The sequence below is a fragment of the Rarobacter incanus genome (genome assembly GCF_006715765.1).
Classification (GTDB): Bacteria; Actinomycetota; Actinomycetes; order Actinomycetales; family Cellulomonadaceae; genus Rarobacter; species Rarobacter incanus.
Window position 1 is genome coordinate 2,173,917 of record NZ_VFNV01000001.1, and the last position, 15,625, is coordinate 2,189,541.

A 15,625-nucleotide genomic window follows, 5' to 3' on the forward strand; every position below is an offset into this window, starting at 1 on the left:
CGCACCCAGCGCCCGACCACGACCCGCCGCTCGGAAGGTTCGAGCGTGGGCCCCGCACTGCGCCCGGCGGCCGACACATCGCGTTCGACCGCCGACGAATCGAGCCCGGCGCCCATCGTCCCGCGTTTGGGGCCGCCCGCCGGCCGCCAGGCGTCCCCCGCCTCGCGTGAGGCGCCCCCCGCTTCGCGCCCTGCCTCGCGCGGCCCGTCCAAGCGGCGCAGCGGGTCGGCGACGATCGATGCACCGCAAGCGGAACGTCCCCCGATGCCCGCATGGCTGGCGGGATTGATTATCGCGGTGCAGGGTGCCGCCTGGTCGTGGGCGATCGTCGTCGTACCCGCCGTTGCCGCATTCGTCACCGCCGCCACCCAGGTCACCACCCAAAGCTCGTGGTCGGCGGCGGTTCGCGTCGGGAGCGCGCTGTGGCTGCTGGCACACGGCGGTCAGGTGAGCGTGGGGGACGCATCCATTTCCCTCATGCCGCTTGGCCTGACGGCGCTCATTGCGGGAACATGCGCGCTATCGGCACGCAGGTCGGCCCACAAGCGTTGGCAGAGTTGGGTCGCGGCCACCGCTTTCTACGTCCTCATCGTCGCCATTGCCGCCCTCGCAATCGGTTCAAGCCTGGCCCGCGTGCTCCCCGTCACCGCCGTTGCGGCGGCGACGGGGACCCTGTTCGGGATGACCACGGGCAGGGACTCCGAAACCATGCGCGCGACGTTGCGTGCGTGGTGGAGCAAGGTCCCGGCGCAGGTGAAAGAACAGCGAGGTGTGGCGGCGGGCATGCGGGCGGCCGGAATAGCGGTCGCCCTGTGGGCATTGGTCGGTGCCTGCATGGTGACAATGTGGGCGTTCGCGGGCCGCGGCTCCGCGGTCGACATCTTGGCTTCGCTGGCCCCGGACACGTTGGGTGGCCTGGTCTTGGGTGTGGCGCAGACGGGCTTTGCGCCCACGTTCATCGTCTGGGCGATGGCGTGGGTGAGCGGCGCCGCATTCCAGGTCGGCGCCGGCAGTGCGTTTTCCCCGGGGCACGCCGTGCTCGATCCGCTTCCCGCGGTTCCGCTCGTATCGGCGCTGCCCACCGGCGGAATGACGGGAGCGTGGGCAACGTGGGTACCGGCAACGCTCATCGTCGTTGGCGCCGTCGCCGGTATCTCCGTGTGGAAGACGCTCAGACGCGGACCGGCAACGGATGACCCGCCGGCCGGGGTTAGCATTCGAGACCTCGCCGTCGCCGTGGGCACCTGCATCGTCACCCTGGCCTTCGCGACATCGATCATGCAAGGCCTGGCCACCGGCAGTATCGGGCCCGGCATCCTGGCCACGACCGGCGCGCATGGGGGCGCGGTGATTGGCGGCCTTTCGTGGCGCATCGGGGTCGGAATGGCGGCAGCGCTGGTGTGCATGCATCCTTGGCCGCGGGCGCAGCTCGCGGCGCTGTGGCGCGCGAGCGCGCGGGCAACCGGTTTGGCATCGCTCGATCCGAAGAAACGGTAAGGTCACACGCGTGAGTAATCAACCAGAATTTCCGCGCCACGACGTAACGCCCGGGGGGAGGATCGTTGTGTTGGCCTCCGGCGCCGGATCCACCATGGCGGCAGTGTTGCGAGCGCAGACCCGACCCGCCTATGGTGCGAGGATAGTCGCGGTGATCAGCGATGTTGCGGGGGCGGGGGCGCTCGTCCTTGCAAAGCAGCATGGGATCGCGACGGCCGTTGTGTCGCCGGCAGAATTCGAATCGCGCGATGCCTGGAACGTCGCATTGGCACGCACGGTGCAGGGATTCGCGCCCGATATCGTCCTCAGCGCCGGTTTCATGCGAATCCTGGGGGCGCCGTTCCTGGCGCAGTTTGGGGGGCGGACCGTCAACACCCATCCCGCCTTGCTGCCGTCCTTTCCGGGTGCGCACGCGGTCCGCGACGCGATGACGTACGGCGTTAAGGTCACGGGATGCACCTTGCACGTCGTCGATTCCGGGGTTGACACCGGTCCCATCATCGCGCAGGTTCCCGTGCCCGTGCTGGACGGAGACGATCAATCCACCTTGCACGAGCGCATCAAGGAGGCCGAGCGGGAACTGCTGGTCGGGTGGATGCCGCGTCTGGCGCGGGGTTTCGAAGTGATTCAGGGACGAGTCCACCTCCCACCGTTTCGCGGCGACACGATAGAATGAGGGCTTGCGCGCGACTGGCGTAGGTGGGGTAACCACCGGGGAGCGCGCACAATCCCCGCAGGGCATGGTCCGCCTGGGTGCCCGGGGCGCGCCGGATGCGGCGTGTGCGACATGTGCCGACTACCTTTGGCACGCGAACCCAGAATTAGGAGAGTAATGGCTCACCCCTCTGCCCCCGATATCCAACTATCTGACGACGCGCTGCGGCCGCTGCGGCGCGCATTGATTTCGGTCTACGACAAGACCGGATTGGTCGAATTAGCGAAGGCGTTGGCTGACGCGGGGGTCGAAATCGTTTCCACCGGATCGACGGCAAAGACCATTGCCGCGGCCGGGGTACCGGTCATCCCAGTCGAGGACGTCACCGAGTTTCCCGAGTGCCTGGAGGGCCGCGTCAAGACACTGCACCCGCGAATCCACGCCGGAATCCTGGCGGACACCCGCAAATCGGACCACATTGCGCAGCTCGCCGATCTGGGCGTGGAGCCGTTCGACTTGGTTGTCGTGAACCTGTACCCGTTCACGCAAACCGTTGCCAGCGGCGCCTCCGCGGACGAATGCGTCGAACAAATCGACATCGGCGGGCCCAGCATGGTCCGCGCAGCCGCTAAGAACCACCCGAGCGTCGCGGTGATTACCGATCCGGCGCAGTACGAGGACGTGCGCGGCGCGATTGTCCGCGGCGGGTTCACCTACGCCCAGCGCAAGCAACTAGCGGCCGCGGCGTTCGTGCACACGGCAAACTACGACGTTGCCGTGGCAACGTGGATGGGGCAGGTTGTGGCCCCGAGCGATGTTGTCGATACCGATGATGGTCCTGTTCGCACAGGGCTTGGGGCGTGGCTGGGCGCGACATACGTGCGCAAGCAGTCGCTGCGCTACGGGGAAAACCCGCATCAGCCCGCGGCGCTTTATGCCGATGTGGCCGGCGATGCGGGAATCGCGGGGGCCGAGCAGCTGCACGGCAAGGCGATGAGTTACAACAACTACGTCGATGCCGATGCTGCCTGGCGGGCGGCGCACGATCACGGCGCGCAGCCCACGATCGCGATCATCAAGCACGCGAACCCCTGCGGGATCGCGATCGGTGGCGACATTGCCGAAGCGCATTTGCGGGCGCACGCCTGCGACCCGGTCTCCGCATACGGCGGCGTTATTGCGGCCAATCAGACCGTCACCGCTACCGCCGCGAGCCAGATCGCGGGTATCTTCACGGAGGTTGTCATCGCCCCCGATTTCGAGCCGGAGGCGCTGGACATCCTGCAAGGCAAGAAGAACATCCGGCTGCTGCGGATGCCTGCCGGAGCACCCGCCCAGTGGGAGACCCGGCCCGTTTCCGGCGGCATTTTGGTGCAGCGCGCCGACCGGGTCGATGCTCCGGGGGACAACCCGCTCAACTGGAAGCTGGTCGCGGGCGAAGCGGTGGACGATAAGACCCTGGCCGACTTGGTGTTCGCATGGCATGCGGTGCGGGCGGTGAAGTCGAACGCCATATTGCTGGCGGCCGATAGTGCCACGGTCGGGATCGGCATGGGGCAGGTCAACCGGGTCGATTCGTGCAAACTGGCGGTGGAGCGGGCGCGCGAACTTGGGCAAGGGATCGATCGCGCGGCGGGATCCGTCGCGGCATCGGACGCATTCTTCCCGTTTGCCGACGGGTTGCAGGTGCTGCTCGACGCGGGCGTCAAGGCCGTGGTCCAGCCCGGGGGCTCCATCCGCGACGACGAGGTGATCGCCGCTGCCAAGGACGCCGGCATCTCCATGTACTTGACTGGCGCACGGCACTTCGCGCACTGACGATTGGGGCGGTTGCCCGGCGGCGCAGCCGCCGGGCAACCGCTCAGAGCGGAACGGTAGGCTTCCCGGTATGGATTTTTCGGCAGCGCCTCGAACTGGCGGTGGGCAGCGCGCTGATCTGGATGGCGGCGCCTGCGGGGAGCCGTGGCCAATGCGTCCTGTTTTGGTGCCGGGTGCCGATCGTGGCCCCGTCATTTCCACGCCGACAGACACGGCCCGGGGGAACGCCGATCCGGCCCACCCGCCGCTAGCCGCGCGGGCGGGGGACGGCCTGCCGGAAGCTGCGCCTTCGAAACCCTCCGCGCCCGCCGGCTCCACTGGGCTGACCGAGCCCGTCGGCTCCACGGGACTGACCGAGCCCGCCGGCGCCTCTGCTCCTGCCGGCTCCACGGGGCTGACCGCGCCCGTCGGCTCCACGGGGCTGACCGCGCCCGCCGGCTCCACTGGGCTGACCGAGCCCGTCGGCTCCACGGGGCTGACCGAGCCCGCCAGCGCCGCTCCCGCCGGCTCCACTGGGCTGACCGCTCCCGCCGGCGCCGCCGCGCCCGCGAACGGCGACAAACCGCATTCCGAGTCGCACACCCACCGCAAACCCCCGAAGCCCGGGACCCTGGCCTTCCCACTCGGATCCGGGCGCGGCCAATTTGCCATGGGTTTGGCGGTTGCGGGAGTGTGCGCTGTCGCCGCCATCGCCGACGTGTACGTCGCATTGCAGCTGTTGGTGGGGGCATTGGTTGTGATGGCACTGCTGCGCGCATTCGTTCCGGCGCGCGGCATTCCCGCGCTCATCAACAGAGGCAAGGCCTTCGACGTCTCGTCCTTTGTCGTGGCCGCAATCATGATCGAGACGGTGCTGGTAACCGGCCCCAGACTGTAGGTGTGCGCTGCGGCGGGCCCGCCTGTAGGTGTGCGCTGCGGCGGGCCCGCCGCGTTGCGCGCGGGGCGGGTGGCGCGCGACGCCCACTATGCGTGCATCCGGCACACAAACTGAGCCGCGGTACAAGGAAGGGTGGCGTCGAACCCGTAACGGGTTCGACGCCACCCCAGTGCTATGCGGCGGCGGTTACGCCTTCGGCGCCGGGCCATCCTCGCTGCTGGAGTCCTGCTCTTCGGCGGCCAGCTCCTGGTCCACCACCTCAACGATGTCTTCGCTGGCGACCGCTTCGTCGGCGTTGGTGCCATCGACCTCGATGCCTTCGGCTGCGTCAACGTCGGCTGCGTCGGCCTCATCCGCTGCGTCCGCGGCTGCGTCAACGTCGGCTGCGTCGGCCTCGTCAGCGGGCGCTTCGGTGTCGAAAGCAACTTCTTCGATTACGACGATCTCGGGGCGAGGCGCAGCGAACCCGCGGTAGAACAGCGCCGCGATGGCTCCACCGAGCAGCGGCGCGACCACGAACACCCACAATTGGCCCCACGTCCAACCGCCCGCAAACAGCACGGACGAGATCGATCGAGCCGGGTTGATCGATGCGTTGGTCAGCGGCATCGCAACCGCGATCACCGCGGACAGCGTCAGCCCGATGACGATGGGCTGGAACTTGATCGTGGCGCGCTTGTCGGTGACTGCCAGGATGATGGCGACAAACACCGCGGTGGCAATGGCCTCGATGATGAGTGCGTTCGCCCAGGAAATGTCCATGGACGGGTTGAGCGTCACCTGGCCGGCTTCGACGGCCTCCTTGATCTGGTCGGTCGTCGCACCCTGGCTCAGGTAGCCGGCGACCTGCGTCGCCGCGGATGAGTCGAAGCCGGGCGAGTGCGTCCCGAACCCGTTCGACGCCGCACGGAACAGTTCGGCGCGGGACGTCGAGGAGATGCCGTCGATGACGTTGACCTTATTCGGCGTCACGGCCCACAAGACGAGGGTTGCGAACGCGCCACCAAGCACCTGCGAACCCCAGTAGGGGAGCAGATCCTTCCACGACGCGCGCCCCGCAATGGTCAAACCGAACGTGACGGCCGGGTTGAAGTGGCCCCCCGATACGCCGCCGACCGCGGAAATGCCCGCCATCAGTGCGATACCGAAAGCCAGCGCGACGCCGAGCTGGCCCATGCCGAGGACGGCACCGAATAGGGCGGCTCCCACGCCGACAAATACGAGAAGGAATGTGCCGAAGAATTCGGCACCGAGCCGTGCGAAGATCCCCGACGATGCGGGCGCCGGGGCGGTTTCCTCGCTCGCGATAAAGATCGCTTCGGCCAAGGGTTCACGTGTATCCACGTCCGGCGCGGGGATCTCTTGCGCATCGGCTGTAGGCGTGGCGGCCTGTTCAGTCATGGTTTTCCTGTCATATAGATTGCTGGGCACATTCGGTGCGCTCCGCGGTAAGAGCAGAACGCGCACATGCACGAATTGTGCCACCGAACTCTGTCAAATTGATATGGAATCGCTAAGTTGCTCGCGAATGGAAGCCCGCTTGCGAGGGCAAGGGGGCCTCGTCCCTAAATTAACTTGATATCGAGCAATCCGGTAGCCTTGACTCACACCGTCACCAGACCTCCAGGAGTATTCGGAATGTCCAAGATCAAGGTCGTAAACCCCGTAGTTGAGCTCGACGGGGACGAGATGACTCGCATCATCTGGCAGTTCATCAAGGATCGGCTCATCCACCCCTATTTGGACATTGACCTGAAGTACTACGACCTGTCCATCGAGAACCGCGATGCGACCGACGATCAGGTCACGATCGACGCCGCGAATGCCATCAAGAAGTACAACGTGGGCGTCAAGTGTGCAACGATCACGCCCGACGAGGCCCGCGTCGAGGAATTTGGCCTCAAGCAGATGTGGAAGTCGCCCAATGGGACCATCCGGAACATCCTGGGGGGTGTGGTCTTCCGCGAGCCGATCATCATTTCCAACATCCCGCGGCTGGTGCCCGGGTGGACCAAACCGATCATCATCGGGCGCCACGCATTCGGTGACCAGTATCGTGCGACGGACTTCCTGACGCCCGGCGAGGGCACCCTCACGGTCACGTTCACCCCGGCCGACGGATCCGAACCCATCCAACACACCGTGTACAACTACCCGGGCGCAGGCATCGCCCAGGTGCAGTACAACCTGGACCAGTCCATCCGTGACTTTGCCCGCGCGTCCTTCGCGTACGGATTGCAACGCAACTACCCGGTGTACCTTTCCACCAAGAACACGATCCTGAAGGCCTATGACGGGCGTTTCAAGGACCTGTTCGCCGAGGTGTTCGAGAACGAATTCAAGGACCAGTTTGCGGCGGCGGGGCTCACGTACGAGCACCGCCTGATCGACGACATGGTCGCGTCCGCCATGAAGTGGGAGGGCGGATACGTCTGGGCGTGCAAGAACTACGACGGCGACGTGCAATCCGACACTGTCGCCCAAGGGTTCGGTTCGCTGGGTCTGATGACGTCGGTTTTGATGACCCCTGATGGCAAGACCGTTGAGGCCGAGGCGGCGCACGGCACGGTCACCCGCCACTACCGCCAGCACCAGCAGGGCAAGCCGACCTCGACAAACCCGATCGCTTCGATCTTTGCTTGGACCGGTGGGCTCAAGCACCGCGGCAAGCTGGACGGCACGCCCGAGGTCACGCAATTCGCCGAAACGCTCGAAGACGTTGTCATCAAGACCGTCGAAGCGGGCAAAATGACCAAGGATCTGGCGCTGCTGGTCGGTCCGGGGCAGGAATGGCTCACTACGGAAGAATTCCTCGCTACCCTTGATGAAGGGCTAGCGAAGCGGCTCGGATAATTTCGCGGTCGGCCGCGGCGCATTTACGAGTGATCAGGAGATCGCGTGACTGAACGACCTGCAACGACGCAGCGTAACCAGCCTGTGACCGTCACGGTGACGGGGGCTGGCGGCCAGATCGGCTACGCTCTTCTGTTCCGCGCCGCGGCCGGCGCCATGTTCGGCTCGCACACGCCGGTGCGGCTGCGGCTACTGGAAATTCCCGCGGGCGTGCGCGCTGCGCACGGGGTAGCTTTGGAACTGGACGACTGCGCGTTTCCGCTGCTGGCTTCCGTCGACGTGTTCGACGAGGCCGATCGGGCTTTCGACGGCACCGACGTGGCGGTTCTGGTGGGCGCCCGGCCGCGGACGGCCGGGATGGAGCGCAAGGATCTGCTGGCGGCGAACGCCGGGATATTCGGCCCGCAGGGCCGAGCGATCAACGACAACGCGGGCGACGACGTGCGCATCGTGGTCGTCGGTAACCCCGCGAACACGAACGCGCTGATCGCCAGCGCGCACGCACCGGACATCCCGGTCGATCGATTCACGGCGCTGACGCGATTGGACCACAACCGGGCTCTTGCGCAGCTATCGCACCGATTCGGGGTCGACACGGGTCACATTACGCGTATGGCGATCTGGGGGAATCATTCGAATACGCAGTTTCCCGACGTGAGCAACGTGGCGGTCAAGGGCAGTCCCCTCGCGGGTTCGCAGCTGGACCGCGCGTGGCTGCGTGACGAATTCATTCCGAAGGTCGCTGACCGCGGCGCCGAAATCATCGCGGTCCGCGGCGCGTCGTCGGCGGCATCGGCGGCGAACGCCATCATCGACCACGTGCACGACTGGTTCAAGGGCACCCCGGCGGGGGATTGGACCAGCGCCGCGGTCATGTCGCGGGGCGAATACGGTACCCCCGCCGGGGTGTTTTGCTCATTCCCCGTGACGGCCTCCGGCGGCGCCTGGCACATCGTTCCGGACCTCAAAATGAGTGACGAGGCCCGCTCCCGCCTTGCAATCTCTACCGACGAATTGCTCGCGGAGCGGGCGGCAGTGGCCGAGCTTGGCCTGCTGCCCGTGCATCACGTTTAGTTCTTAGACTCAGCACGCCGTATCGAGACTGCGTGCGGTTGTCCGTCGTTGTCACTTTGAGTATCGTGACGGAATCATCTGCGTGTCTCCCACACTGACGACCAATGAGGGCCGTGGGGAAAGGAGCATCGCCACAAGCGTGTGGGGACTCATCGTCGAATCTTCGCTGCTCCATTCACGCACGGTGAGCGCAATCGGTTGTCGCCCGCGGCACGACGCTCCCCACGCGCGTGCGTGCCAGGGTTGCAACTCCGTTGACTACAAAGGAGTGCACGATGAGAAGTCCTTCCAGCGGAGCCCCCCGGCGGGGACCGCGGGTATCTAAGTCATGGCGAAAGGCTGCCGCCGCCTTAGCGATCGCGGCGCTTGGCCTGGCGGGCCTAGCGAGCCCGGCGCAGGCGGCGCCAGCCAATCTGTCCCTCGGTGCGACGGCCACTGCCACCAAGGCGGAGGCCGGTAGCCCCGCATTCCACGGGATCGACGGCGACTCCGGCACCCTGTGGAAGACGGGGGGCATAGACCCGAACACCGAGGTCAAGTACACCGTCGACCTCAAGGGCGTGGCTGCGCTCGAGGACTTCGTGATCGAGTGGGGTTGGTCGAACGCCAACACCTACGACGTCGTGACCTCCGTTGATGGCGACACGTGGTCGGAGCCACTCACGTTCTCGATTGACGCCTCGGGACCCGTTGACAAGAGTGGGACCTTCGCGGAAGGCACTAAGGCCCGCTACGTGCAAATCGACATGAAAAAGGCCAACCAGGACTATGGGTACGAGTTCAAAGAATTCCAGATCAACGGCACCCTGGATCCGCAGGACGCGCTGACCAATTTCGCGCGCGGGGCGAGCATCAGCGCCACGGTCGACGCAAACACGGATGAGGGTTCAGAATTGGCCAACGCCATTGACGGCGACCTGGCAACGCAGTTCAAGACCGTGAACAACCCGACCGTGGAGAATCCCGACTACCCCGTCGAGATAACCCTTGAATTCACCAAACCCGCAACGCTGGATTCGTACCGCGTGCTATTCGGCTGGGGCTATGCCCGTTCGTATTCCGTAGCAACGTCGTTGGACGGTACGAACTGGAGCGATCCGATCGAGGTGAGCGAAGCCAACGACCAAGCGGATCCGCTTGCGAGCGCAGGGACGCTGGCCTCGTCAATCCCGGCAAAGTACTTCAAGGTTTCACTGGATTCGATCCGCGGCTACGACGACAAGTACTGGAACTACGAGATCAAGGAAATCGAGGTTTGGGGAACCGAATACGTCGCGCCGCAGATTGTGCAGGAGCCCGTGGATTTGGCACGGTTCGGAACCGCCGTCGCCAGCAAAACCGAGTCGGGCAACGGTGAGGAGCGAGCAATCGATGGCGATCCGTCCACGCGCTGGTCTACCGGTGAGCTGAGCAACAACACGGAGCAAAACGCGACCGAAACCTACACCCTCGACCTGGGCACGGTCGCTTCGCTGGACTCGTCCAAAATCAATTGGGAATACTCCTACGCGCTCGACTACACCCTGACCGTGGCGGACACCGAGGAGGCGCTGGCCACCGCGGAACCCGTCGTGACCGTGACGGATTCCGATGGCGACGTTGACGAAAACGCGTTCCCTGCGGGCACATCGGGGCGGTGGGTCAAGATCACGATGACCAAGCAACGCGAAAACTGGTGGGATCCAACCCAACCCCACTTCTACGGATACTCGTTCTACAGCTTCGAGGTGTGGGGGATTCCCAGCGACCCGATCGCCGTCCTGAGCAGTCCTGCGCTGGCAGATGACGCCGGATCCACGATTCCGCTCTCTATCCTGCTCAACAAGAAGCTAGCGACACCGACAACGCTCAAGCTCACGACGCAAGATGGGACGGCGCTCGCGGGCACCGACTACACCGCCATTGACAAGACCGTCACGGTTCCAGCCAATACGTTGCGGGTGGACATCGACGTCAAGACTATGGCGGGCGGAAACGGCGGGACCTTCACGATCAAACTTGCCGCGATTGGCACCGATATTGCAATCGGGGGCAGCGACGAGACCACGGTGACGCTCATCAAGGCCCCGATCGAACTTGCGCCCGCCGGCGACTGGACGACGTTGTATGACTTCGAGAACGGCGAGCAAAACGTTTACAGTTGGGGCGATTCCGGCGATGGGAAGGACGGCAACACCCCTGCCATCGACGTGGTGGCAGGTGACCGCACACCCAGCAGCACCAAGGTTCTGGAACTGACCAAGACCAATGGAAACAGCTGGGGAGGCGTCTCAAACGACTTTGCTTCCGCGCGGAACTGGAAGGAATACGACGCGTTCCGCTTCTGGTTCAAGGGGACGGATTCAGGGAAGACGCTGACCTATCAGCTGAAGTCGGGCGAAAAGACGAATGCGACGACATTCGAAACCGACTTTGTCGATGACAGCACCGACTGGAAAGCCGTCGAGATCGCGTTCAAGGACCTGCGCAACAAGAACAACAGCGCCGATCGGTTCGACGCTAAGAAGGTCCAGGGATTCTCGTTCGGACTGGGCGGGTTCAGCGGAACCGTTCTCATCGACGATCTGGAACTGCGCGAACGCGCCGGGGACATCGAGACGTTCGACGGCGACGTGACCTTGACGACCGAGACCGAGCCCGTCGGCATTTACGGATGGGCGAACCCGGACGCTGCCGTGCCCGACTTTGACATTGTCACTGACGACAGGGCCGGCGCCGCCACCGGTGACAACAAGGTGCTGGCGGGGACGTACCAGGTCGAGACCGGCGGCTGGGGCGGGGTGACCGAAAACTTCGCGGACGCTCAGGACTGGTCGTCGTACCAGGGGATTCGCTTCTGGTGGTATGCAAGCCAGGAAAGCAACCCGGCATCGCCGACGGCGGGCGCGGACATCAAGTTCGAGATACGCACGGGCGGTGGAAGCGGAGCCGATGCTGCGCTGTACCAGACCACCTTCAAGGACAACTGGGGTTCGTCTACCAGTCGTTGGAAGCTAGTCGAGATCCCGTTCTCGAGCCTGCAACGACGCGCGGACTACCAGCCGACCAACGCGCCAACCGACGCCAAGCCCATCTTGTCGCGTGGTTGGGGCTGGTCTCTGACCTTCCCGGCCGGAACCGGCGCCACGGGCTGGAAAGTCGATTCGATCCAGGCATACGGTGCGGCTTCGAGCGCTGACGACATCACGGTCTCCGTCGACCCGGGGATCGCGCTCGTTGACAATGGCGACAAGGCTAAGGTGAGCATCAAGGCGACATCCGTGGATGGGCTGCCGCTTGCATCGAGTGTCGATGTTGCTTTTGCGACGGCTGATGGATCTGCCAAGGCAGGCACGGACTACACGGAAACGTCGGGGACTGTGACCTTCGCGGAGGGAGCCGAGTCTGGTTCCACATCAACCATCGAGGTCGCAACCATCGCGGTTGCCGGTGAAGCCGAGGCACGGTCCTTCGCGATCGACCTTACGCCCAGCATCGGCGAGTCCGCCGGGGCCGGCAAGGTTGTAATCAACGCCCACGGATTGGCCTATCTAGACTCCTCGAAGTCGGATGCCGAACGTACGGCGGACCTGCTCACTCACATGAGCCTGGAGGATAAGGTCGGACAGATGGCGCAGGCCGAGCGGCTCGCGTTGCAATCGGACTCGATTTCGCGTCTGAGGCTCGGCTCTGTCCTGTCGGGTGGGGGTTCGGTTCCGGAGGGCAACACCGCCGACGCCTGGGTTGACATGGTCAACGGGTACCAGCGTCAGGCGCTGTCGACCTCATTGCAGATCCCATTGATCTACGGAGTCGACGCCGTGCACGGCCACTCCAACGTGGTCGGCGCGACGATCCTTCCGCACAACATCGGGCTGGGATCGACCCGCAACCCGCAACTGATCGAGGCGGGCATGCGAGTGACCGCCAAGGAGGTTCGTGCCACCGGTGTGCCATGGACTTTCGCACCGACGCTCGCCGTCACGCGCGACGAGCGGTGGGGCCGCAGCTACGAATCCTTCGGCGAAGACCCGTCGATCGTGAAGATCTACGCGAAACAGGCCGTGCAGGGACTGCAAGGAACGGATCCCACGGATTTGTCGGGTTCGGACAAGGTACTCGCGACGGCCAAGCACTGGGCCGGCGATGGCGGCACCGAATACGGCACCGGAACCGACGGGTACAAGTTGGACCAGGGCATCACCAAGTCATCGACGCTGGAGGCATTCTTGAACCTGCATGCTTCGGTGTACGACCCCGCGATCAGCGCCGGGGTGGGCTCGATCATGCCGTCGTATTCGGCGGTGCAGATCGGCGACGGTGACCCCGTGCGGATGCACCTGAACAAGGAACTGAACACGGATGTTCTGAAGGTCCAAAAGGGATTCAAGGGATTCTTGATCTCGGACTGGGAGGGCGTCGACAAGGCCGCAAAGGTCACCAAGGTGACATACACCGAAGATGGAGAGCAGAAGACCCGCTCCATGACCTATGACGAGGCCGCCGTCGCCTCTGTCAACTCCGGCATGGACATGGTGATGGCACCCTACAACTACGAAACGTTCATCAACGCGATCAAGGCAGGCGTTCAGAGCGGCGCCATCGAGACAAGCCGCATCGACGACGCCGTGAGCCGCATCCTTGAGCAGAAGTTTGCTCTGGGGCTCTTTGAAGAGCCGTTCGCTACGAAGGGCAATGTCGATGAGGTCGGTTCGGAGGCGAACCGCGCGGTCGCCCGCGAGGCCGCTGCCGAGTCGCAGGTGCTGCTGAAGAACGACGGAGCTGCGTTGCCGCTCAGCGCCGGGCAGACCGTGTATGTTGCCGGATCCACTGCGGACAACCTGGGGCGCCAAATGGGCGGATGGACCATCAGCTGGCAGGGTGGAACCGGCCAAACGACTGATGGAACGACGATAGGCCAGGCGCTCAAGGCCGTCGGCGGTGACAACGTCACCATCGCATCGACGAACGCGGTTCCCGACAAGTCGTACGACGTGGGCGTCGTGGTGGTGGGCGAAAAGCCGTACGCCGAAGGCGTCGGCGACGTTGGCAACTCGCAAGGCGGGACCTCGCTGGAACTGTCGGCCTTCGACAAGACTGCGATCGCGAATGTTGCGCAAAAGGTTGACAAGGTCGTTGTCCTGGTCGTGTCGGGTCGCCCGCAGATCATCGACGAGTCGCTACTCGGAAGCATCGACGCGTTGGTTGCTTCGTGGCTGCCGGGATCTGAGGGTGATGGCGTCGCGGATGTCATCTACGGAAAGAAGCCCTTCACCGGATCGTTGTCTGTGACTTGGCCCGCGTCAGCCGACCAAGTGCCGATCAACGTCGGTGACGAGGACTACTCGCCGCTCTACCCGTTCGGGTGGGGACTGCACACCGACTCGGCGAAGGACCGACTGGCATCGGTTGCTGACGCGGTGCGGCCGGGAGTGAAGGCCGTGATCGAAGGTCTGCTCGCGAACGATGCGTTGTGGGATGCTAACGGGAACCTTGCCAACGCTGCGACCGGGTTGGTGGAAATCCAGAAGCTTGCGGCGATGCTCACCGGGGCAGACGATGTGGCGGCGGCCTCCAAGGTTGCGTCGATTGCGCGCGATGTTGCGGCCGCGACCTACACCGTCAATGATGCGGAAAAGTTCGCGGGAGCCGAGGTCGGCGTGATTTCGGGCAAGCCTGCCGACAGCGTCGTTGAGATGGCAAGCTTGGCGGGCTTCGACCTGGATCCTAACGATTCCGTGGCCTCGGCGGATGCCTCGCTCAGTGACCTGACGGTCAACGGGACGTCAGTTGAGAACTTCGCCGCAAGCAAGTTGGAGTACACCGTCGAACTGCCGTTTGGAAGCTCGCTGCCCACCGTGGCGGCGACGGCAGCGACGGCGGGTGCTTCAGCGTTGGTCACGCAGCCCACAGCGATCCCCGGTGATGCCACAGTCGTTGTTATCGCCGCCGATGGCGTGACGACTTCGACCTACACGGTGCACTTCACCGTGACGCCTCCATCGAATGATGCGTCGCTGTCGGATCTGACCGTGAATGGAAAATCGGTTGAGGGCTTTGCGGCTAGCACCTTCGGGTACAGCGTTGAGCTACCGGCCGGTAGCTCGGTTCCGGTCGTCGAGGCGGTCGCATCGAATGCCGCCGCGGTGGTCACGGTCACGGATGCCACTGCGGTTCCGGGATCGACCAGCGTCGTGGTTCGCGCGCAGGATGGCGTGACAACTTCGACCTACACGGTGCACTTCACCGTGCAGAAGCCCGACACCAACAACCCCGGTGCGGAGGCGAAGTCGTTCAGCGAATATGGGCCGGCAAGCGTTTCCGGAACAGTTCGATACGGGCGCACAGTCACGGCTAAGTTGGGCACGGCCCGCCCGAGTGCGGAAAAGCTCACCTACCAGTGGTTCCGTAATGGCAAGGTGATCGCCGGGGCAACTCAGAACACGTACAAGGTTGGCAAAAAGGACGTCGGCGCCAAGCTGCGTGTGGCGATAACCCTGCACAAGACCGGGTACATCGATGGTGTCGTGACTTCGAAGGCCGTCAAAGCCAAGAAAGCTAAGACAACGACGAAGCACAAGGTGCTCAAGGCCAGCGCGAAGAAGGTGACCGTGCGTGTTACGGTCCGCGCGAGCGGCATCAAGGCGCCGTCCGGCAAGGTGAAGGTCAAGGTGGGAAGCAAGACCAAGACGATCAAACTCACCAAAGCGAATAAAGGCAAGATTCGGGTCACGATAAAGCGGCCAGGATCGGGGAAGTTGACGGTGCGCTCGAGCTTTAAGGGCACCAAGTATCTCGCGAGTTCTTCGGCCAAGAAAGCGAAGACAGTGCGAGTCGGGTGACGCTGGCATCTAGCCGGTGAATCTCAGGCG

The 15,625-nt window shown here is 64.4% G+C and carries 8 protein-coding genes and 1 riboswitch; of the genes, 7 read left to right on the forward strand and 1 reads right to left on the reverse strand.

All coding sequences use genetic code 11. The annotated features are described in order from the left end of the window. Positions 1–45 precede the first annotated feature (45 nt). The 4 genes from FB389_RS10610 to FB389_RS09020 all read left to right on the forward strand — a co-directional run bounded on the left by FB389_RS10610 (position 46) and on the right by FB389_RS09020 (position 4,847). Positions 46–1,497: a cell division protein PerM gene (locus tag FB389_RS10610; protein ID WP_211344984.1), complete on the forward strand. Its 1,452-nt coding sequence runs from the start codon at positions 46–48 to the stop codon at positions 1,495–1,497. A gap of 10 nt (positions 1,498–1,507) precedes the next feature. Next, complete coding sequence (purN, locus tag FB389_RS09010) at positions 1,508–2,173, forward strand: phosphoribosylglycinamide formyltransferase (protein ID WP_281282036.1); 666 nt, start codon at positions 1,508–1,510, stop codon at positions 2,171–2,173. After that, a riboswitch (ZMP/ZTP riboswitch) is annotated at positions 2,174–2,259 on the forward strand. 70 nt (positions 2,260–2,329) lie between these two features. Continuing rightward, a complete protein-coding gene (gene purH, locus FB389_RS09015; protein WP_142112901.1) occupies positions 2,330–3,970 on the forward strand; it encodes a bifunctional phosphoribosylaminoimidazolecarboxamide formyltransferase/IMP cyclohydrolase in 1,641 nt (546 codons plus the stop codon). A 70-nt stretch (positions 3,971–4,040) separates the two neighbouring features. After that, entirely contained in the window at positions 4,041–4,847 is an 807-nt protein-coding gene (locus tag FB389_RS09020) for a collagen-like domain-containing protein (RefSeq protein WP_142112903.1), read from the forward strand. A gap of 186 nt (positions 4,848–5,033) precedes the next feature. On the opposite strand, the gene FB389_RS09025 is transcribed toward FB389_RS09020, so the two are convergent. After that, positions 5,034–6,248 (reverse strand): aquaporin, encoded by a 1,215-nt coding sequence (locus tag FB389_RS09025; protein WP_142112905.1) that lies wholly within the window; start codon positions 6,246–6,248, stop codon positions 5,034–5,036. A gap of 237 nt (positions 6,249–6,485) precedes the next feature. Here FB389_RS09025 and FB389_RS09030 point away from each other — a divergent pair, with 237 nt between their 5' ends. The 3 genes from FB389_RS09030 (at position 6,486) to FB389_RS09040 (ending at position 15,595) form a co-directional block, all read left to right on the forward strand. Then, the gene (locus tag FB389_RS09030; RefSeq protein ID WP_142112907.1) at positions 6,486–7,700 is read left to right on the forward strand and encodes an NADP-dependent isocitrate dehydrogenase; all 1,215 of its coding nucleotides are present in this window, start codon (positions 6,486–6,488) and stop codon (positions 7,698–7,700) included. Positions 7,701–7,745: 45 nt separating this feature from the next. After that, positions 7,746–8,774 carry a malate dehydrogenase gene (locus tag FB389_RS09035; protein WP_142112909.1) on the forward strand — a complete coding sequence of 343 codons (1,029 nt, stop codon included), beginning with the start codon at positions 7,746–7,748 and terminating at the stop codon, positions 8,772–8,774. A gap of 275 nt (positions 8,775–9,049) precedes the next feature. After that, positions 9,050–15,595, forward strand: a complete 6,546-nt coding sequence (locus tag FB389_RS09040; RefSeq protein ID WP_142112911.1) for a glycoside hydrolase family 3 N-terminal domain-containing protein — start codon at positions 9,050–9,052, stop codon at positions 15,593–15,595. The last annotated feature ends 30 nt before the right edge of the window (positions 15,596–15,625 follow it).

Bases quoted from the DNA above. Each gene is read 5' to 3' on its own strand.
- purH (WP_142112901.1), top strand. From the start codon at position 2,330: ATGGCTCACCCCTCTGCCCCCGATATCCAACTATCTGACGACGCGCTG.
- FB389_RS09020 (WP_142112903.1), top strand. From the start codon at position 4,041: ATGGATTTTTCGGCAGCGCCTCGAACTGGCGGTGGGCAGCGCGCTGAT.
- FB389_RS09025 (WP_142112905.1), bottom strand. From the start codon at position 6,248: ATGACTGAACAGGCCGCCACGCCTACAGCCGATGCGCAAGAGATCCCC.
- FB389_RS09030 (WP_142112907.1), top strand. From the start codon at position 6,486: ATGTCCAAGATCAAGGTCGTAAACCCCGTAGTTGAGCTCGACGGGGAC.
- FB389_RS09040 (WP_142112911.1), top strand. From the start codon at position 9,050: ATGAGAAGTCCTTCCAGCGGAGCCCCCCGGCGGGGACCGCGGGTATCT.